At 41.7% G+C, this 21,620-nt stretch carries 15 protein-coding genes and 1 pseudogene; 4 read left to right on the top strand and 12 right to left on the bottom strand.

The window, feature by feature from the left end:
• The first annotated feature begins 78 nt into the window (after positions 1-78).
• A complete protein-coding gene (locus tag JIG41_RS18775; RefSeq protein ID WP_199525256.1) occupies positions 79-3,396 on the top strand; it encodes a PAS domain S-box protein in 3,318 nt (1,105 codons plus the stop codon).
• 9 nt (positions 3,397-3,405) lie between these two features.
• The gene (locus JIG41_RS18770) at positions 3,406-4,395 is read left to right on the top strand and encodes a two-component system response regulator (RefSeq protein WP_199525255.1); all 990 of its coding nucleotides are present in this window, start codon (positions 3,406-3,408) and stop codon (positions 4,393-4,395) included.
• A 22-nt stretch (positions 4,396-4,417) separates the two neighbouring features.
• On the opposite strand, the gene JIG41_RS18765 is transcribed toward JIG41_RS18770, so the two are convergent.
• On the bottom strand, positions 4,418-4,810 hold the full coding sequence (locus JIG41_RS18765; RefSeq protein ID WP_065979366.1) for a VOC family protein: 393 nt from the start codon (positions 4,808-4,810) through the stop codon (positions 4,418-4,420).
• A gap of 2 nt (positions 4,811-4,812) precedes the next feature.
• Complete coding sequence (locus JIG41_RS18760; RefSeq protein ID WP_036969424.1) at positions 4,813-5,460, bottom strand: HD domain-containing protein; 648 nt, start codon at positions 5,458-5,460, stop codon at positions 4,813-4,815.
• Between the two features lie 135 nt (positions 5,461-5,595).
• Between JIG41_RS18760 and JIG41_RS18755 the strand changes: the two genes are divergently transcribed.
• Positions 5,596-6,786: a class I SAM-dependent methyltransferase gene (locus tag JIG41_RS18755; RefSeq protein WP_036969427.1), complete on the top strand. Its 1,191-nt coding sequence runs from the start codon at positions 5,596-5,598 to the stop codon at positions 6,784-6,786.
• Between the two features lie 12 nt (positions 6,787-6,798).
• On the opposite strand, the gene JIG41_RS18750 is transcribed toward JIG41_RS18755, so the two are convergent.
• From JIG41_RS18750 to JIG41_RS18725, 6 genes are all read right to left on the bottom strand, one after another.
• Positions 6,799-7,098, bottom strand: coding sequence for a PilZ domain-containing protein (locus JIG41_RS18750; protein WP_036969429.1), 300 nt, complete (start codon positions 7,096-7,098; stop codon positions 6,799-6,801).
• A gap of 9 nt (positions 7,099-7,107) precedes the next feature.
• Positions 7,108-7,515 carry a two-component system response regulator gene (locus JIG41_RS18745; RefSeq protein WP_256213682.1) on the bottom strand — a complete coding sequence of 136 codons (408 nt, stop codon included), beginning with the start codon at positions 7,513-7,515 and terminating at the stop codon, positions 7,108-7,110.
• A gap of 83 nt (positions 7,516-7,598) precedes the next feature.
• A complete protein-coding gene (gene hrpA, locus JIG41_RS18740; protein WP_199525254.1) occupies positions 7,599-11,489 on the bottom strand; it encodes an ATP-dependent RNA helicase HrpA in 3,891 nt (1,296 codons plus the stop codon).
• A 260-nt stretch (positions 11,490-11,749) separates the two neighbouring features.
• A complete protein-coding gene (locus JIG41_RS18735; protein WP_199525253.1) occupies positions 11,750-12,640 on the bottom strand; it encodes a peptidylprolyl isomerase in 891 nt (296 codons plus the stop codon).
• 289 nt (positions 12,641-12,929) lie between these two features.
• Positions 12,930-16,631 (bottom strand): translocation/assembly module TamB domain-containing protein, encoded by a 3,702-nt coding sequence (locus JIG41_RS18730; protein ID WP_199525252.1) that lies wholly within the window; start codon positions 16,629-16,631, stop codon positions 12,930-12,932.
• Positions 16,631-18,358, bottom strand: coding sequence for an autotransporter assembly complex family protein (locus tag JIG41_RS18725; protein ID WP_065979370.1), 1,728 nt, complete (start codon positions 18,356-18,358; stop codon positions 16,631-16,633). Before JIG41_RS18725 ends, JIG41_RS18730 begins: the two co-directional genes overlap by 1 nt.
• Positions 18,359-18,528: 170 nt before the next feature.
• Between JIG41_RS18725 and JIG41_RS18720 the strand changes: the two genes are divergently transcribed.
• Positions 18,529-18,858, top strand: a complete 330-nt coding sequence (locus JIG41_RS18720; RefSeq protein ID WP_036969441.1) for a ribonuclease E inhibitor RraB — start codon at positions 18,529-18,531, stop codon at positions 18,856-18,858.
• Between the two features lie 36 nt (positions 18,859-18,894).
• Here JIG41_RS18720 and JIG41_RS18715 read toward each other — a convergent pair whose 3' ends face one another.
• The 4 genes and pseudogenes from JIG41_RS18715 to JIG41_RS18700 form a co-directional block, all read right to left on the bottom strand.
• Positions 18,895-20,643 carry a DEAD/DEAH box helicase gene (locus tag JIG41_RS18715; RefSeq protein ID WP_199525251.1) on the bottom strand — a complete coding sequence of 583 codons (1,749 nt, stop codon included), beginning with the start codon at positions 20,641-20,643 and terminating at the stop codon, positions 18,895-18,897.
• A gap of 67 nt (positions 20,644-20,710) precedes the next feature.
• The gene (locus JIG41_RS18710; RefSeq protein WP_036969446.1) at positions 20,711-21,016 is read right to left on the bottom strand and encodes an H-NS family nucleoid-associated regulatory protein; all 306 of its coding nucleotides are present in this window, start codon (positions 21,014-21,016) and stop codon (positions 20,711-20,713) included.
• Between the two features lie 91 nt (positions 21,017-21,107).
• The gene (locus JIG41_RS18705) at positions 21,108-21,491 is read right to left on the bottom strand and encodes an Hpt domain-containing protein (RefSeq protein WP_199525250.1); all 384 of its coding nucleotides are present in this window, start codon (positions 21,489-21,491) and stop codon (positions 21,108-21,110) included.
• A 24-nt stretch (positions 21,492-21,515) separates the two neighbouring features.
• Positions 21,516-21,620 (bottom strand): annotated as a pseudogene (locus JIG41_RS18700) (IS30 family transposase); the annotation flags it as partial.

The raw sequence follows: 21,620 nt of genomic DNA, 5'->3' as shown, positions 1-21,620 counted from the left end.
AGTCTGTCATATCTTTTTTCTCTAAATCTAGCGCAAATTGTATTAGACTGACATTACTTGCAGTCTGAACGAATTATTATGCTCGCGAAATTTTTTATTACCGATCAAAATCCAAGCTTAATCATAAGTGGGGTGTACAATCCTAGTTTAGTTGTCCTTTCGATTGCTACCGCTATTTTTGCTGCATATTTTTCATTGCATATTATTGATTTAGCCAATAAAACCCGCTTTGAATCATACAGAAAACTAGGCAATGCAACCGGCTCTCTAGTCTTGTCTGGCGGAATTTGGAGTATGCACTTTATTGGTATGCTTGCATTTTCTTTATGCACAACCATTAACTATGATCCTGCTCTGACATTTTTTTCGTTTATTCCTGCTTTTTTAGCCTGCTACACAGGTATGTCACTAATACGCAGTAAAGACATTGCACATATTCCCGCAGGGTTAAAGTTACTCATGAGTTCTGTGTTAGTGGGCGCAGGTATTGGTACCATGCATTACACGGGTATGGCGGCAATGGAAATGAGCCCATTACTTCGTTATGACCCTATGTGGTTTGCTGCATCCATTTTTGTTGCCGTGTTTTTATCATTTATTGGGCTGTATACTCGCTTTCATTTGAACGACCACTTTCAAAATTTAACCGCATTACAAAACCGGATTATTTGCGCCATTATTTTAGGTTTTGCTGTCGCCGGTATGCATTACATGGGCATGGCTGCAACGCGATTTGTCGCGACCTCCCCTTTTTTATCCGATAACACAGACAATACCAATCTTGTTTTTATTGCTGCCATGGTGTCATTTGCTACCGTGTTATTAACCGCTGTCGTTGCGATTATCAATGGTATGGTGCGCTATCGTATGCTGCTTGCTGAAAAATCGGCAGAAGAATCACGACTCGATGCCATTTTAAGTACGGCAATCGATGGTATTGTGACAATTAATTGTCGCGGTATTATTTTAAGCTTTAATAAATCTGCAGAAAGTATCTTTGGCTGGAAACAAGAAGAAGTGCTCGGTCAGAACGTGAAAGTGTTGATGGATGACGACATTGCGGCTCAGCACGATGGTTATTTGCTAAACAGTGGCAACCACGCTCTTAAAAAAGTGATTGGCGTTAACCGCGACGTGTGTGCAAAACACAAGGAAGGTCATTTATTCCCTATTCGCTTAGGTCTTGGTGAAGTGAAACAACCCGATGCAGAAACGTTGTTTGTGGGCTTCATAACCGATTTAACCGAACAACGCGCATTACAACGCAGCCTAGAAGAAAAAGAACAGCAATATCGCACGTTAATGAATAACACGCCTGGCGCTGTATTTCGTTGTTTGCTCGATGACCATTGGAGCATGCTGTTCATTAGTCCCAATGTATTTGATCTAACGGGCTATACTGCCGAAGAATTTACGTCAAAAGCCATCAGTTTTGCTGACATTATAAATAAAGAAGACGAAGCGCATATTAATGAGATCATGACAAAAGCAATCTCTGAAAAAAATCAATATGCACTTGAGTATCGCGTACGCCATCGCAGCGGTAAGGTCGTTTGGGTATTAGATCAAGGTTCTATTAACAAAACGGATGATTCTGAAGTTCAGTGGATTGATGGTGTATTAGTTGATATTACCGCACGCCATATCTATGAAGAATCATTAAAACACGCAAAACAAGAAGCTGAAGCCGCTGCACAAGCTAAACAGGCATTTATGGCAAATATGAGCCATGAAATTCGCACGCCCATGAATGCAATTATCGGGTTCAGCGATATTTTAATGGACAGCCCACTTAATAAAGAACAACAAAAGCACATCGTTACCGTAAATAATGCAGCACGCTCATTATTGCATCTTCTTAACGATGTTTTAGACTCGGCAAAATTAGAAAAAGGCAAACTCGATATTCATCATGAGCACTTTAACTTACAAGCCCTTCTCGATAACATCGTTTCTACCTTTTGGCTTGAAGCAAAGCGCAAAAACCTGTTATTAGATTTAAAAATTGCTGATGATGTCGCACCAATTTATATCGGTGATGACGCGCGTATTCGTCAAGTACTCAATAACTTAATTGGTAATGCGGTTAAGTTTACAGAATCAGGTTCTGTCACGATTAGTGTAAGTAAGACACAAAACAATCAGCTCTTTTTTGAGGTGCAAGACACTGGGATTGGCATTGAAAAACACCGCTTGAAAGCAATTTTCCAACCTTTTGAACAAGCCGATGGAACGATGACGCGTCGCTTTGGCGGCACAGGCTTAGGCACCACCATAAGCAAGCAATTGGTCGAGCTTATGGGAGGCACAATAAGTGCCGTGAGTAATGAAGGCGAAGGCAGTTGTTTTTTCTTTTCTCTTCCTTTGCAAGAAGGCGACATTAATAAAGTAGATAAACTCAGTAATAACCTACTTACATTACCACCTCTTCGAGTCTTAGTGGTTGATGATATTGAACAAAATGTCGAGCTATTAAACATATTACTCTCACAAGCTGGCCACACAGTGTATAAAGCAAAAAATGGGCTAGAGGCTATTGCTGAATTTAAACAACACAGCTTTGATATCATTTTAATGGATATCCACATGCCTGAATGCGATGGTATAACTGCTTGTAAAAAAATTCGTGAATTAGAGCAGCAACAACAATTAAAGAAAACACCTATCATCGCGTTGACCGCCAGCGTGCTTCAACAAGATAAGCTCACAGCTAAGCAAGCAGGTATGAATGGCTTTGCAAACAAACCCGTCGATATACAACAAGTTAATCATGAGATAGCGAAAGTGCTCGGTTTAGAAATTAAGCACATCACAGCTAAGCCTGATAACAAAGCAAAGCAACATATCAATTATGTTAAAGGTATCCAAATGTGGGGTAGCAAAGAAAAGCTTAATACTGAAATACGCTTATTTCTTGCTAATCATCAGCAGAGTATTCTACGTTTAAAAGAGTCAACACTTGATGCATCTGAACAAACGACACTGTTACACACGCTAAAAGGTGTGGCGGGCAATTTGACACTAACGAAATTACTGTATTTATTGTCGCAGGCCGAAAAAGAACAGGGTAAAGAAGACTTTTCTAAATTAATAACTGCGTGCTATCAAGAGTGGCAAGCACTGGTTACTTTACTCGAGGAGCAAGAGCAGGTTAATACTGATAAAACACCTTCGCAAGCGGTATCGATAAGCGTATTTTTAAATCACATCGAGGCACTACAAAATCAAGCCGAGCATGCTGAAATAGATGATGAACTACTGAGTGATGTCCAAAACAATGCCCCTGTCGAGTATAAAGACGCAGTCGCAGAGATAGTTGGACATTTTGATAACTTTGACTTTGATGCAGCAAGTACTGCATTAGCCAATTTAAAGCACCGCATTGCAGCTGATTAAGGAGCAGTCATGAGTCAAATTACTGATCGAGCAAGAATTCTTGTCGTTGATGATGAGCCCGCAAATCTTAAGGTCATGCGTGAAGTTCTTGCAAATGACTATCGGTTATCATTTGCTAAATCGGGTGATTTAGCTCTGCAGCTCATTGAAAATGAACCTCCAAAACTAATTTTACTGGATGTCATGATGCCAGATATGAATGGCTTCGAGGTATGTAAAATTTTAAAAGCGAACCCTGAAACAGCTCATATTCCCGTGATATTTGTCACGGCACTGTCCCATGAACAAGATGAGTCCGAAGGCTTTTCACTTGGTGCTGTTGATTATATAACCAAACCCATCAGCCCTGCTATTGTGCGAGCCCGAGTGAAAACACATTTATCGCTAGTGCAGGCCGAGCAATTACAATTAGCCCATATCGATTTAATTAATCGCTTAGGCCGAGCGGCAGAATATAAAGACACAGATACAGGTGAGCATATCGCCCGTATGAGTCGCTACAGCAAAGTACTCGCGTTAGCTTATGGTATGACTGAATACCAAGCTGAACAGTTGAAACAAGCCGCCCCTATGCATGATGTTGGCAAAATAGGCATACCTGATTCGGTACTTTTAAAACCCGGCCGTTTAGATGCCAACGAGTTTGAGCATATGAAGCAACATGCTGTCATTGGTGCAAAAATACTCGAAAATTCAAGCTCTCCCCTATTACAGCTCGCTCATAAGCTTGCACTGGAGCATCATGAAAAGTGGGATGGTACGGGTTACCCTCTTGGTTTAAAAGGAGAAGAGATCAGCATTGAAGGTCGTATCGTCAGTATTGCTGATGTATTTGATGCACTCACCTCTGTGCGCCCATACAAAGATGCGTGGCCAGTTGAAAAAGCAGTAGAGCTGCTACAAGCCGAATCAGGCAAACACTTTGATCCCCAACTCGTCGGTTTATTCATTGGCCAAATCGACGCAATTATCGAGATTAAAAACACTTACTCTCGCTAGTTTATACCCATTAAAAGGGGCCTTACTCAAGGCCCTTTTTAATTTGCTCATAATCATGAGAGGTAATTTCATGACTGTTGCCAGCACAGTCTTTAAAATACATAGAATAAGTCACGCCATGATCGGCAATCACCGTTTTTATATTAAATTGAGCTAAATGCTCAAGCCACGCTAAAAATTGCGCTGCGTTTACACTAAAAGCGATCCCTTTACTATTACCGGGCGCTTCAAATAATGCGAGACGGATTGTTTTTGCCTGATCTTCAAGGGTTAATGGACCTTTACCTTCATCCCAAAAAGCAAGCTCAGGAACCACAGAAAAACCCAACACATCACGGTACCATGTCACTGCCCGCGCCAAATCATCAACATTTAAATGGCAGTGATCAACCCCGTTTAATAAAGGTACACCCATGGTTACTCACCAATCTCAGATTTAAGTTGCTCTAGAAAGGCCAACATATACTCTGTTCGTCTTTTTGCTTCATCTTTCGCCGAGGGAGTATTCATACTTTGGGCGATATGTAATAGTTTAATAAAAAAGTGATCAAGCGTGTATTTAGTGTCATCAGGCTCACGATGTAAACAGAATGGATCGTCTTTATGGTAAAGGTAACGCCCTATCGAGCCACCCACTTTCATGCAGCGACTTACCCCAATAGCCCCTAATGCATCCATTCGATCAGCGTCTTGGACTATTTGTGCTTCAACACTTTGTACTGCGATGTTAGCGCTAAAACTATGTGCAACAATGGCGTGATGAATTGCGGCAAAGTATTGCTCAGGGTAATTAATGGATGATAAAAAACTCAACGCTTTATCTGCAGCCATTGTTGACGCTTTCGCTCTATCAGGGTGGTTTTTAGCAACCGCAACGCAATCATGTAACCAGGCTGCGGGTAACACAACTGCCATATTAGCCTCTTCTGCAGTGCACAGCTGTTTTGCAACCCTCACCACTCGCTCAATGTGGCTGATGTCGTGTGCCACATCGGCATGAAGTAAAGATAAAATAAAATCTCGACACTGGGTTTCAAGTTCTGCAAAGTCTATTTTTGACTGCATAAAGCGGCTGTTACCATTAACTGATTGAAATTATGCTTACTTTAACGTGGTTACTGGATTTGTTCAAAACATTCATTGTATGTTTGCCAGTGCTTCATTAAACTATGCCCCCTTTTGTTTGACGCGAGAATCCCTATGTCATCTGCTATTTACCTACAAGCTGGACGAGAAAAATCATTAAAAAGAAAACACCCTTGGGTGTTCTCTAAAGCCATTAAAAAAGTAAAAGGTAAACCAGGACTAGGTGATACGGTTACTATTTATGATAATGACGGTAAGTTTCTCGCCATTGCAGCTTACAGCCCAGAGTCACAAATACGCGCACGTGTCTGGAGCTTTGACCAAAACGAAGTGATTGATCAAGCATTCTTCGAAAAGCGTCTTCGCCGTGCGTACGATGCACGCCAGCAAGTGATCAGCGAGGGAGGCTTAACAGGCTTTCGTTTAAGTGCTGCGGAGTCTGATTACTTACCGGGTATCACAATCGACAAGTTTGATAACGTATTAGTATGTCAGTTACTCAGTGCAGGTGCAGAGCGCCATAAGGGCGAAATAGTCGCGGCACTAATGGCTATTTTTCCTGGCTGCGATATCTACGAGCGCTCTGATGTCGACGTGCGAACAAAAGAAGGGTTAGATCCAATCAAAGGTGTTCTGTGGGGTAATGCACCGACAGAGCCCGTATTAATTGAAGAAAACGGCCTAAAGCTAGAAGTCGATATTATAGAAGGCCATAAAACAGGCTTTTATTTAGACCAACGTGATAGTCGTGCGGCTCTAGAGCGCTTCTCTAAAGATAAAACAGTGCTTAACTGCTTCAGTTATACTGGCACATTTTCGCTGTACGCATTACGTGGCGGCTGTCAGCATGTAACCAATGTGGATGTATCACAACCTGCGCTCGATACCGCCAGACGCAATGTGGAGCACAACAACCTAGATTTGAATAAAGTCGACTTTGTTAAGCAAGACGTCTTTAAGTTACTGCGTCAATACCGTGATGAAGGCAAGCTGTTTGATACCATCGTGATGGACCCGCCTAAATTTGCAGACAATAAAGCACAGCTGACCGGCGCATGTCGCGGCTATAAAGATATTAATATGATTGCGATGCAAATACTAAAGCCCGGTGGCACCTTATTAACGTTCTCGTGCTCTGGCTTAATGGAACAAAACTTATTTCAAAAAGTGGTTGCCGATGCAGCGCTAGATGCAGGTAAAGATTTACTGATTATGGAACGATTAAACCAAGCTGCCGACCACCCTATTGCTGGCAGCTACCCCGAAGGTTTTTACCTAAAAGGCCTTATCTGTAAAGTGTACTAAAACAGCTAAAACCTAGTTAAAGTGAACAATTTCAAGTCCTGCACTCAAGGAGCCATCTTGCTCCTTGGTTGCTCTAATAACTTTAACTGTTGCATCAAACGAGGTGATTGCTGTGCTCGTAGAGGCAATCACCACTCGGTAAACACTGCCAATTTCTAATACTTCATCACAACATATTGCTAAGCCTGTTGCACTTAAATCAGTGCATGTAACGACTATTTCGGTGTGACTATTTTCGCCCTCTAAAGGTATTAACTTTGCGGGGGTATGAATTTGCATGCGGCGAAAATCGCGCTTTTCCTCATGAAACATGACGCCTCCTTACACAAGTGCTTTTATTTTTTCTATGAGTGTTTTTACAGAAAATGGTTTCACTACATAGGCGTCACATCCAGCATCAAATCCTGCTTTTTGCTCAAGTTCAGATTCTAAGCCAGATACCATAACAACGGGGATATTTTCTGTTTCCGGGGTGTTTTTTAATAACCGACACGTGTCATAACCATCAAGACCAGGCATACACACATCTAATAAAATGGCATTGGGAGGGTTTGCAATAGCCGATGCCAAACACGATGTTCCTGAATCTGCATAGCTTAACGAAAACTCATTGCTTAAGGTTGCTTTGAGCATTTCGAAGTTAAAATATTCATCGTCAACAACCAAAATTTCTGGTCGTACTCGACGTGAAGTGTCTGCTGGAACTGCAATCGGTTTATCCTTTTCTATGCCCACATAATCTCCTTTTAGCATTTGTGTTACTAATTCAAGCGCAATGAATTCTCTGTTTCATTGCGCATACCTTTACTGAATTATAACTCACATTCTTTGATTGCGTTTAAAACACGCTTTGCAGATACAGGATAAGGTGTCCCTAGTGTTTGTGCAAATAAAGAAACACGTAATTCCTGCTGCATCCAAAAAATAGACCTGATTTCATCAGGTACGGGCATTCCTTTGGGAATTTTATTCGCCAGTTTTTGATACTGTTCAGCCACTTTTTCTAGTTCAAGTACACATAAACGATCTCGATTAGGATCAACAGGGAGTTTTTCTAGACGACGTTCAATCGCTTTTAAATAACGAATTAAATCCGCCATTTTTGCCGCGCCGTGCTGACTTACAAACCCTTTAAAAACGAGGCTTTGTAATTGTGATTTAATATCACCATGAGCAGTGATCATGGTTAAATCTACGCGCCCTTTCATACGCTTATTAAGACTGTGAGCAATGCTGAGCACTTGCTCAACTTGCGTTGCTATGTCGACCACCGTATCGCCCAACTCACCACGAATTTGCTCTTTAGCCTGCTCAAATGCTTGCTGAGTACGAATGTTGCCGTACTTTATCAATAAACTATCAACACCTGCAGCAATACAATCATCAATCAAATCATTCACTTTACCAAAGGGGTTAAAATACAACCCAAGCTTAGATTTATTAGGTAAATTTTGCTGCAAATACTTAATCGGTGACGGTACATTTAAAAGCACTAAACGACGTAAGCCCTGTTGGTGCGCCTGCTGTGCTTTTTGTTCGTTATCAAATAACTCAACCGCAGCGGAGTCTTTTTTATCGACTAAAGCTGGAAACGCTTTTATTTCATACTGACCTTGCTTTTTAACATAGGAAGCTGGTAACTCACCAAAGCTCCACTGTGTTAAGTCGGCTTTTTCTATGCCTTTATCAGCCACTTTTGATAAGGTATCGGTGACTTTGCCCTGAAGCTGAGCTTTCAGCTTAGCCAAATTTAGACCTCGTGCAAGTAACTTATCGTGCTCATCGCGAACTTCAAACTGCAAACGCAAATGAGGGGCCAACGTTGAGTAATCCCAAGCGTCTGGCTCAACACGTACCCCTGTCATACGCAGCAAACGAGTGCTTATGGCGTCAATTAAATTGCCTTGCATAGGCTCAATTGCCGCTAATACAGCATCGGCGTAGTTCGGAGCTGGAACAAAATTACGGCGTAGTGTTTTTGGTAATGACTTAATTAATGCGCAAATCAACTCATGCCTAAACGCAGGAATATGCCAATCAAAGCCGGTTTCTTGTACTTGATTAAGTAATGCAACCGGAATTTGAACCGCAACACCATCAACAGCTTGCCCTGGATCAAAATGGTACGTCAGCGGCAAGAGTAAGTTTTCTTGTTGCCATGTATCTGGGTAATCAAATTCGGTGACATGATCAGCACCATGCTGCATTAACGCTTCACGTGACATGTGCAAAAAGCGTTTATCTTTTTGTTTTTGTTGCTTCCACCAGGCGTTAAATGCCGCACGATTGTTGATATCAGCAGGAATTTTTTTGTCGTAAAACTCATACAGTGTTTGCTCATCCACTAAGATATCGCGACGACGAGACTTATTCTCAAGCACTTGAATATCATCAATAAGCTCTTGGTTATACTGTAAAAAGCCTTCATTCTGACCAAGCTCTTGTTCTACCAAAGCGCCACGAATAAACAACTCTCGGCTCACTTTAGGATCAATTTTGCTGTATACACAACGACGCTTATTAACAATAAGCAGGCCGTATAAAGTTTGCTGCTCGAAGGCGATAACAGCACCCGGTTTTTTCTCCCAATGAGGCTCGCTGTAGCTGCGCTTCACTAAATGTTGAGCAAAACCTTCAACCCATTTAAGGTCGATACGGGCATTTATACGAGCGTAGAGTTTACTTGTCTCCACCAGCTCCGCAGCCATAATCCATTTAGGGCTCTTTTTAAATAATCCTGAGCCCGGAAAAATATGGAACTGACTATTACGTGCGCCTTTGTAAATTTGTTTTTCGTCTTTAAAACCAATGTGGCTCAACATCCCGCTTAAGAGTGACTGATGAATTCGGTCGCTGTCGGCTACGTTAGTTGTTGCTTTCATGCCCATTTCATTACACACGGTCGACAGTTGATAAACGATATCTTGCCATTCTCGAATACGCATATAAGCTAAAAAGTCTTTTTGACACAGTTTTCTAAACTGGCTATTGCTTAACTCACTTTGTTGCTCTTCAAGATAATTCCACAGATTTAAAAATGCGATAAAGTCTGAATCTGGATCATCAAATCGGCCATGTTTTTCATCAGCTGCCCCCCGCTTTTCTTGGGGTCGCTCACGAGGGTCTTGAATCGAAAGCGCAGCAACAATAATAATGACTTCACGCAATGCCCCAAGGCTGTCTGCGGTTAGCACCATTTTGGCTAAACGCGGGTCGACGGGTAAACGACTTAAACTACGTCCTGATTTAGTCAGCTCAGTTTGCTTATGGCGCTTAGCAGGTTTAACCGCCTCAAGCTCTTCGAGTAACGTTAAACCATCATTGATGTTACGACTGTCTGGCGCTTGTACAAACGGAAATTGTTGCATATCGCCCAGCCCAAGGCCTAGCATTTGCAAAATAACCGACGCTAAGTTAGTACGTAGAATTTCAGGGTCAGTAAATTCTGGACGCGAATTAAAATCATCTTCGCTGTATAAACGAATACAAATACCCGCTTCGATACGACCACAACGGCCTTTACGCTGATTGGCACTGGCTTGTGAAATTGGCTCTATTGGTAAGCGTTGTACTTTTGTACGGTAGCTGTAACGGCTAATTCGCGCGGTGCCTGGGTCAATAACATACCGAATACCGGGCACGGTTAACGAGGTTTCTGCCACATTTGTGGCTAAAATGATGTGGCGACGTGAATGCGGTGCAAAAATACGATTTTGCTCGGCATTTGATAAACGCGAATAGAGTGGCAGGATATCTGCGCCTTTTAAGTTGCGTTTAGAAAGCGCATCGGCAGTGTCGCGTATTTCACGCTCACCATTCATAAAGATAAGAATGTCACCGGGTCCTTCGTCACACAGCTCGTCAACGGCATCAAAAATACCTTGCAGTTGGTCACCATCGGCTTCCATCTCTTCTTTATTAATCTCTGTAGTTGGGCGATAACGTACTTCTACAGGGAAAGTGCGTCCTGACACTTCAATAATCGGGGCGTCATCAAAATGCTGAGAAAATCGCTCTGGATCGATGGTTGCTGAGGTAATAATGACTTTTAGATCGGGGCGTTTTGGCAATAAATTCTTTAAATAGCCCAAAATAAAATCGATATTTAGGCTACGCTCATGGGCTTCATCGATAATAATCGTATCATATTGATTTAAAAAGCGGTCTTGCTGAATTTCAGCCAGCAAAATACCATCGGTCATCAATTTTATATAACTGTTATCTGAGACCTGATCACTAAAACGAATTTTAAAACCGACTTGCTGACCAAGCTCACATTGCATCTCTTCAGCAATACGGTTAGCAACGCTGCGAGCTGCCAAACGCCTTGGTTGAGTATGCCCTATGTAGCCCTCTACCCCACGACCAAGCTCTAAGCACATTTTTGGAATTTGTGTTGTTTTACCCGAGCCAGTTTCACCTGCAATGATCACCACTTGGTTGTTGGCAATCGCCAGCTTAATATCCTCTTTCTTTTGGCTAACAGGAAGTTGCTCTGGATAGGTTACTGTTGGTAATGCCGCTATACGTTGAACACGCAATTGCTGTGAGCGAGCAATATCATCCGCGATTTTTTGCGCTATGTTCGCTTGCTTTGTTTCATCGTTTATTTTTTTGATGCCATGCAGGCGTTTTTTGAGGATGAATTGATCTTTGCGTAAGCATGTTTTTAATTCGCCGAACAGCGGACCTAGGTTAACCACCCGATACCCTTATAGTTATTTGCCAATAGGGCAACCATTGTATCAAATAATCTATTGGGTGGTCATGGCTTATTTATGCCAATTCGCTCAATTAAATGAACAGTTTTGAGGCAATCAAACCGAGTTGATAACAAGGCAAAAATGTCGTTATTGGGGTGTTCTCGGCATTTGCTCCTGCATTGCTCTACCTCCTGCATCCATGCAGTCGTAAATCAGACACTTTTAACACAGGTAGCGACAGGTTTAATCCCTCAAAATGATTAAGTATTACTGCTACTTGGCATTATTCGCTCGGTTGGAATAGGCATGGCACATACGTCGATGTAATGTGGGCTTTCAACGAACCAATCTTCTACTCGATTTTTGCGCGCATCGATTAACTGTTTAAAAGCTGTTGAATCTGTTTTCATTACTTTAAACTGGCTTGTATCAGTGTCTGTAATATCAGCCAGAACTTGCATATCTGTAATAGGATTAAATACCGCACCTTCAATGGGCTTTCGCATTAATTGGTTAAAGTGCTCCATCCCCTCTAATACACGCCCAAATACTGTAATATTTCGGTCTAGGTAGCGCTGTGCATTACCTATAGTGACATAAAATTCTGTGCCACCACTGTTAATATCGTTATCACGAGCCATTGCAAAGATGCCGGAGCAATGCACTTGCCATGTTTGTGTTTGACTTTCATTTTGCGCAACCGCGAACCCATTTAGAAAGCCCGTTTTTACTGCGTAACCATCTGGGCCTTTTAATTCAGTGATCGCCAGCGGTGTATCCGTTTTTAAGTAAAATTCAGCAGGCAGCGCTTTTTTCGCCTTTTTAACCGACTTTGTTTCATTCGCGTCACCACCTTGCGCGACAAAACCTTCAACAAAGCGATAAACACTCAGCCCTTGATAAAAACCTTCTTGGGCGAGTAGTCGCATATTTTTGGCGTGCAAAGGCGCCAAGCCATCATTGAGCTCAATATACGCGGCACCCGTCGGGAGAGTAAGTTTAAGAACGTTGTTTGGTTGCACAATGCGCCATTGAGACTCATCTGCGGTTTCAATAATTTCAGCTGCTGAGCGTTTTTCAACGTTATCAGCAGCGTGAATAGGCCCTGTTAAAAGTGCAGCAACGCATACCGTTAATAGACTAAATTTCATTATTATTATCTTTTAAGTAATTGACAATTCAGCCTATTAACTTCTTAACAATTAAGCAAGTAAAAATACCCCAACGCACTGTGATACGATTCGCTTAATTAAGTGCTCTATGTTGAGGCAATATAACCTCGTTGATAACAAGTCAAAAATATCGTTATTGAGGTGTTCACTGCAATTGCTCCTGCATTGCTCTGCATCCATGCAGTCGTAAATCAGACATTTTTAAAACAGGCAGCGACAGGTTTAGTCCCTCAACATGATTAAGTCTTATTGCGGATTGGTATGGTTATTAATCCCAATCAAACTTATACAGAATATCAACAGTGCGATTAAGACCGCTGGTCACTTCAATATACAGTTGTGATAAGAGTTGATAGCGCACTGCCACCTCACTCAATGAATCAAAAATCCCCACGCTGTATTTCACTTGAATACCGGGCGTAACATAGCCTGATATTTCAACTTTAGTATCATCGCCACTGCCTGTAGAACTCAAGCTAACATCCGATAAACCAAAGCTTTCGCCAATTTTAGATACCACACCTTCACTGCGGTTAACACCTTGCGCTAATAATAGTTGCGTCAACATTGCATCGGTTGAGCTGTCCCCTTCGTCAAGTGGCTGACCATTCAATAAGTAAGCCAATGCTTGTGCTTGATCCATTGCCGGCTCTGAGAACACTTTTAACGATGGCTGTTCCACATTCCCGGTTAAAGTAATACCCGCAACCACACCATTTGCGGTGTTATCAGGGTTGCGAATAGCTTTAATATTTAAATACGGTTTATCTATAGAGCCACTAAAGCCGACTTGACCTGTCCTTATTTGTAAATCTTGGCCAAAAGCGCGGTAGGTTCCTTCAACAAGGTTTAATTCTCCGGTGGCAATCATCGGTGTCGTTTGGTCCATGTTGATATTAATATCCCCTTCGACTTTTGACTGTAATCCAAATGAATCAATACGCACGTCTCTTTCAACCAGTACCTTTAAGTTGATAGCGTAATCGAAAGGAACTTTTTCAGCTTGTTGTTGTTCAATATCCACAATGACTTCATCATCACTGACTTGCACAGCTCCCTCGGGTAGCTCTTCAATGGCAATCCGCCCCCACGGAACAACAACCTGCCCTTCAAGGTTAAAGGCATTATTTTTTAATGACATAGTGAGCTCAGGCGACACTTTAAAGGTGACATCTTGTTGCGCACGTACAAAGAACTCATTGCCTTGCAATTGTAAATTTACATCGGGTAAATCTGCATGCCAATCAACACCCCCAGATAACTTTAGCGCTCCCCCTTCACTGTCTTTTAGCTCACCAGTCACTGTCGCACTTTGATTATTAAAAGCGATATTCACCTGTGAGTTTTGCAATGAAACAGGAAGCGTTGCTCCTTCTAAGTTAATGCTGTCAACATTAAGCTCACCATTAATGAGTGGCTCTTTTAATGAACCTGCCAAGGCCAGCTGACCCTTAATATCACCATTTAGCTGCTCTAACGTGCCAATAAAAGGCTGTATATTCGTGAGTAGAATTTTTTCAATAACCAGATCACCCGAGAGTAATTGCTGGTTTTGAATATCCTCTACATTAATTTGTGAGGTTACTTTTCCAAGTACTGATGAGTCGAGTGTCGCTTCAAGCTTCGCCGTTTCTGCATCACTTATCGCAGACAGGCTGAAGACCTCAATCGGTAGCTTATAAACTGTCGCACCATCGATTAGTGATGCAGCTAGTTCTTGCATATTTATGTTAGCTCGCAGGGTTTTTAGCTCTGCGTTATGCCAGTTGGCAACAAACTCACCTTGCGCTAAGCCGGTTAAATCGAGATTATCAGGTAAGAAATGTTTAAACTCTGGTATCGATAACGCCCCAAGTTGCGCATTAAGTTGACCCAATTGCTTTGTTTGCTGCAAGGTGTTTACACACAACTGAGACTTTTCACTTTGCCAACAGTGTGCCGAGACATTAAAGTCTTGCGTCTGCGTATTTACACTGACATTAATGGCTTTATCTGTTCCAAAACGAACTTTATTATCGGTAACAAGTATTTGACTTAACGCCCCTTGCCACGTGTTCTTTGTGAACTTTCCATCTAAATCAAACGACACTTTACCTTGATCAGCATCCAGTAAAAATACGACATGGTGATCCGTTTTGTCACCTGAGGCATTAAGTTCAATCTGATTAATTTTGTGCTCAGCAAAACTAGCTGAATCCAAAATAAGCGATATCTCTGTTTGCCAGTCCGCAGCATAATCAAACTGCCCGTTTAACGCTAAACCCTCAACTTGGATATCCTGATAACTTAAAGTATTGAGGAGCAAGTTCACATTGGCTGTCGGTTCAAGGCGTGCTCCGCGCAATTTAAGGTCTGCACTTCCTTTACCCTGCAAAGGAAGCACACTTTGTTCACTTGCATCAAGGCGGATTTTACCGTCAACAAGCCATGTATCATCGACTTGACCCGATAGTGTAATTTCGTTATTTCCACTTTTAAGCTCAAGCTTATCAAAACTCGCGTGAAGGCTGCTGTCGAGTTTAAAGTCAGAGGCGACGTTCACAGGGATATCATTTACTGTGCCATCAATCACTGTGTTTGCTAAGATTAGCTGCCAATCCTCGTCTTTTAGAGTGAAGGAGCCATTAAACTTGCCAGATAAATTACTGCTTACGGCATCCGTTAAGTACTGAGCTTTTAAATCGCTTAACGTGCCTGAAAACTGACTTGTCACGCCCTCAGACCAATCTGCTGATGCGTTAACCGTAGCTTGGCTGTCGTTAGCACTGAGCTTTAGTTGATCAATTTTGACTCGTGTAAGGCCTCCATTTGCCTGCATTTCAGTTAACATCGCAGGGTATGCACCTAGCCGACTTGTTAAATTGACATTAATGGCGTAATCATCCGCATCGCCTTGCATACTGATAGCAAGGTCAGATAAACGTAATTGCGCAGCTTCTGTGTCTAACAGCCACGTATCAATGCCACCTTTTAGGCTAAACGGGTAATTCGTTTGTTGTAGATTGACTTGACCACTCAGTGTAGCTGGGTATTGACCCTGCGTAGTGAGGTTTAAGTTTAAATCCCCTAAACGCCCATTTAAGCCAAGAGTTGCTTGGTGCTGAGAATTAACCACAGACAACGAGGCATCAACTTTATTATCACCCCTTAAACGCGCATGAAACTGGGTATTCAACTGCCAGTCAATGTAACGTGCAGCCAATTTCTCGACGCTGATTTCACTCTCTTTCGCTATCGCTTCAAGTTCAATGTTGTTAATAACGTGCGCACTTTCAGCTGCAAAAGGAGTTATTGCAACTTTATCGACCTTAAATGCGTGCAATTGCACATTAATTGGTAAGGTAAAATCAAGTGATGGTAGAGCTGGCAGCTCATTCAGCGGCGCACTTTTTGGGGCTTCTTTTACTTCATGCAATGCAACTGCAATATCGGCGATAGTAAATGCGTGTACGTTGATATCAGATTGTGATGCATAGGCTGTCAGGTTTAATTTGCTCACCGTCACATCAGCACTTGCATGCTCCAAGGTAAAACGATTAACAGCAATGCGTTTAACCGTGACATTTATCGGCAACGTTATTTGCTCAGCCGTGGTGGGCTCACCGTCAGTCATTTCTGTATCGGTTGGTTGTGGGTTTTCTGCCAAAGAGGGGGGTGTATCAAGTTTTAAATCTATTGTTTGCGCACTTAAGTTGTCTACACAAACACCATCACACCCCCACCAGTACAAATCAATTTTTAGTTGTTTTGCTGAAAACTTGAGTCCTTGTTTATCGTACGAGACATCGAATGCATCATTGTACAAAAAACGCCCGCTCGGTAAATTTATCTTCAAGCCATCTACTAATTTATTAGCTGAATATGCAATAAAGTGATTTCCTGGCGCGGTGAATAATAAACAAAAAAGTATGACGCCTACGCTGACTAGTATGGCTGATAAAATCGTCGTCGTTTTTTTAAACTTGTTCATTAAATTTCAGGCCCTATGGTAATACTTAAACGGGTACTTTTACTCTCTTTTGTCAGCCCCCATGCATGATCAATGCGAACGGGTCCAACGGGCGTTAAGTAACGAAAACCAAAACCAGCACCTACTTCAACACGATCAGTAAAATCATTAGTCGCTGTACCACTGTCTACAAAGACGGCAGCTCGCCAATGTTCTGCAAATTGATAGTTATACTCAACAGTTCCAGTGGCTAGGTATTTCCCCCCAATAAGGCGACCTTTTTCATCTTCAGGAGAAATTGATTGATATGCAAAACCACGGACACTTTGGTCTCCCCCTGCATAGAAACGCAGTGAAAAAGGCACATTGTCAATATCATCCACTAACATGGCCCCCAAATTGGCACGTAAAAATATCATGTGACGATCAGCAACGGTTGTAAGCCAAGCGTTCTGTAATTGAAGTCGCAAAATATTTGTCGTTGAAAACATGTCTTTTAAACCAAATTCGGCAGATATAAGCCATTGATAACCCTCGTAAGGTGTTGTGCCACCTTCGGTGTCTTTTTTCGCGTAACTAATGCCTGGCATCAGCATTTTAGAGCTTTGCTCTTCATCGCCAATTTGGTAGGTTTCTCTATCGCGTCTTAAAAAGGCAGTACGCACCCACTCATCATCAGTTAACCACTGGCGCTGCAGTTGGGCTGTTAAAATTTTACTGTATACATCATTCGTCAGCTTATCTTCGAGCTTATAACCAACTGAAAAACGCCATAAATCATCATTTGGATCATTTACCGGCACAGTATAACCTAACGATATGTCTTGTTGCTTTTCAGAGACATTCAGGTTGCTTTCGAGATAGTGTCCGTCTTGTGTAATCCACGGTTTAGACCATTTAAAACGCACTTTTGGGCCTAGGTCGGTACTAAATCCTCCCCCCACTTCGTAACTATTTGCAGGCTTGTGCAAAACATCAACATTCACTGGCACCTTGCCATCTTTTCGATTTGCTATGTCGGCATAGACTCGTACACTCGTAAAATAAGGGGTACTCGAGAGCGCTAGATTGTAGTCGGATACTTCTGTTGATTTGTAAGGTTGACCTGCCTTAAATTCAGCTAAAGATCGAATGTATTTTTCAGCTGGCGTTTGATTACCTATCGTTATTTCACCAAATTGATAACGAGGACCGGTATCAACATTGAAGGTAATTTTCGCACTGTTTTTCTTAAGAGATACAGCCAAGGTATGTGCATGCCATTTAGCATCAAAATACCCCAGCTCTAAAAGTTGACTTTCAATACGCTTCCTTGCCGCTTCATATTTAGCGTGATTTAAAAAATCACCCGGTTTTAAACTAATACTATCTACAGCAACCATAAACTCAGGATCCGCTTTACCGGCCCCGCTAATGGTAATATCGACGTCGGATATACGTGTCACTGGCCCACGCTCTATATCAACGATGATCAACTGCTCGGCGTTATCAAATTTTATTTTAACGACAGGCTTATAATACCCCAGTGCTTTTAAGCTCGCCTTTACTTGGCTTTTAGCATGACGCTGCAAGGCTTTAGACGTTTTTTCATCTATTAACGGTTTAATGTAAAGCGCGACGTTTTTTTCAAGGTCGCCATTGACCCCTTGAATTTTATAATCTTTGATGATCGTTTCAGCACTAAATGCATTATTACTCAGTGAAAAAAATAAAATTAAAAAGACAAAAAAGAAATGCCGAATGTACAAAAAATATCCTTACTTTTTTGAAAGTGTCATAAATCAGATAAATACAAAATGATACTAGCACAGTGAAATAGCCACTGACATAATTGAAGTGTTAAAATTAGTGCGCGTTAACCAATTATTTTCGCTACAATAGCTAACAATTCCTAGATTTATAATGAATGAGCGATTAAATGCATTTCCCTGACGACGAAAATGGTCAATTATTAGCAGAAATTGCAGCGGCTGGTGTTGATTTAACCAGCATGCAAGTAATAGATTTCTATATTCTTTTTGAACAAAAACCTGAAGCAGAAAAGTTCGCAACGGCAATTGCAAGTGATGAACTAGCGCCTGCAACAGAGTTAGTAAAGTGTCCCGACACCGGGGTGTGGGAAGTCGTTACACGTGTTGAAATGGTCCCTGACCACACGCTATTAAGCCAAACTGAACAATACCTCGAGAGCATCGCAAATAGCCACAACGGCTATGGTGATGGTTGGGGTTTAATGGCTGACGAATAAACACGCGACATAACGCCTGCATATGGCAGGCGTTGATTACTTTAATTGATTGGCTTTTCTATAATTACCCTGATAATCAAATAGTTTCTGGGCAACTTTCCAACCATACTTTTTGTTCTTTCGGGCAATAACAAAATCTGGCGCGACCAATACATGTTGTTGTTCAATAACCTGTTCTGCTGTTTTCCAGGTAATCGGGGCACTATTCCTTTGAGCTCGCCGACCAAATTGCTTGTTAAAGATAAAACGGCCTGTGTCGTTGCTAAGATTAAAAACTTCGTCGCAACTGGCACCATCCTCATCAAAATAGCTAATTTTCAACAGCCCATTTGCGATAAGTTGTGCCGATAAACCACTACAGCGAAGCACCAACGCATCTTTTAAATTAAGGGCTTCACGCAACTTATCATCGGGGTCTGTCATCATGGCTGAGCAAGCTTGGCATTGCCTCGCTGCTATATCATTTTGCTCACCGCACTGCTCACATTCTTTAAACCTAAAACGGTAGTCGCACTGTATTTGCGTGCCATCATCATCGTCTAGAAGACCTTGGCAGCGACGCCCAAAGTGCTCAATGACATTGCCTGCGGCATCTGTTTTTCCCCAAAAAATATTCGCAAAGCCACAACCAGGACACAGTACTTGCACAGGTTCGTTGTCACTTTGGGCTTTTTTACTGCCCACCTCTGGGTAAAATAAGTCAAAGCCATTGCCTGCGTAATCAATCACTAAGCACTCTTTTTTCCCCTCACTTAATCTAAGCCCCCTGCCAACAATTTGCTGGTATAAACTGACTGACTCGGTTGGACGCAAAATGGCAATAAAATCGACATGCGGCGCATCAAATCCGGTGGTGAGTACAGACACATTGACCAAAAATTTCAACTTTTTCGCTTTAAATTGATTGATGATAGTGTCGCGCTCGTTGTTATCTGTATCACCAGTAATTAATGCGGTATTGTCAGTTGGCAAGTAGCCGACGATTTCTTTGGCATGCATGACTGTTGCCGCAAAAATCATGACGCCGTGCCGATGCTCACTGTAGTCAATAACCTGCTCAATAATCGCCTTCGTTGCGCGGGTATTATCTTTGAGGAGCGCATTCATATTTTCAGCACTATAGCGTCCAAATGAATCGCTGGGTAAAGATGAAAAATCATAATGGCTTATGGCTGCGTCTACTTCATGAGGCGGCGTTAAATAGCCATGTTTAATCATGTAACGAAGCGGTAACTCAAAAATACACTTTTTAAAGGGTGCGTCTTTATCTCCCCTTACAAAGCCATGATAATGATGATGATAAACCCACCCCATTCCCATACGAAAAGGAGTCGCGGTTAACCCCAATACTTTTAGCCGGGGGTTCTGTTTTTTAAGGCTGGATATCACTTGACCATACTGACTTTGATCATCCCCACTGACGCGATGACACTCATCAATAATGAGCAATGAATACGTATCACTAAGTTGCGCCGTATTGCGCGCTAGTGACTGCACACTTGCAAACGTAACCTGTTCTTTAAGCGATTTTTGTTTAAGCCCTGCAGAGAAGATACTCGCTTCAAAACCAAAGCTGATGTACTTTTGCGCGTTTTGCTCTACGAGCTCTTTAACATGCGCTAAGACTAAAATTTTCTGTTTAGCAATACGTGCTAATTCAGCAATCACTAAACTTTTGCCCGCGCCTGTTGGTAATACAATCAGTGCCGCCTCGTCCGATTGCTTAAAGTGGCTAACCGTTCGCTGTACGGCCTCTTGCTGATAAGGTCTAAGTACGTATTTCATTATTTTGTGCAGTAATAAAGACAAAAAAGGGAAGCATGTGCTTCCCTAAAAGTTCATATGGGTGAAATTAAGCGAGGTGCTTAGTTAAGTCAACACCTTGGAATGCTTTAGGGCGTTTACCACGGCCTGTCCATTCAATAATTTCACCATTGTATTCGATGCGGTATTTAGGTTTTACTTTCGTACGCTTATCTGTGCCTACTACATCTTGTAAATCTTCTAATGTAAGTCCTTTTTCTTTTAACAGATCGAGTACTTCTTTTTTAGCTTCTTGCTGTTGAGTATATTTCTCGATAGCTGAATCAATTAACTGTTTTGCTTTTTCAAGTTCAGTTAAAGACGCAGATTTGACAAAAGATCGGATTTCTTTCATTTAAAGCTCTCTTAATTATAAAAGTTAAAGATACATATCAATACACAGCTTAGTATATGGTGAAAAAATAAAATAATCTAATTTAAGTTTATTATAACCATAACTTTATTTTTTCGATCACGTCGCTTAACTCTACAATTAATTCCCTGACTATTAACGTCTCTTTTTCTTGATTAAAGCGATTTTCAGTACTCACTATAACTTTTGATAATGGTGGGTATTGCAACATCACAATAGCCCCCTTAAGTTTATGAATAGCAGGGGGAATTTTTTCTATATCTTGGTTATCCACATGTGCAGTTAGCGTGTTTAGATCTTGTTTCAAGCTCGTAATAAACACCTCTGCTAGTGTTTTAGCATCATTTTCATTACCAAAAACATTTAACCAATGTTGTTTATCTTTTATACCTTGCAGGTTTGATACTGGCACCTCATCTTGTACCTGTATTTCATCTTTATTTACCCGCGAATTCAAGTCCGAAGTGCACCACTCGCTAAATTAGGCTGCTTTGCGTAATTCATCGAATATTACCGCTGGTTGCCTAAACCCTAGACATTTTCTCGGCCTCGCATTGAGCGCCTTTTCTATGTGCGCAATTTGCTT

Source organism: Pseudoalteromonas sp. bablab_jr011 (genome assembly GCF_016464045.1).
Lineage (GTDB): Bacteria > Pseudomonadota > Gammaproteobacteria > Enterobacterales > Alteromonadaceae > Pseudoalteromonas > Pseudoalteromonas lipolytica.
This window is presented reverse-complemented; position numbering and strand designations above follow the sequence as displayed.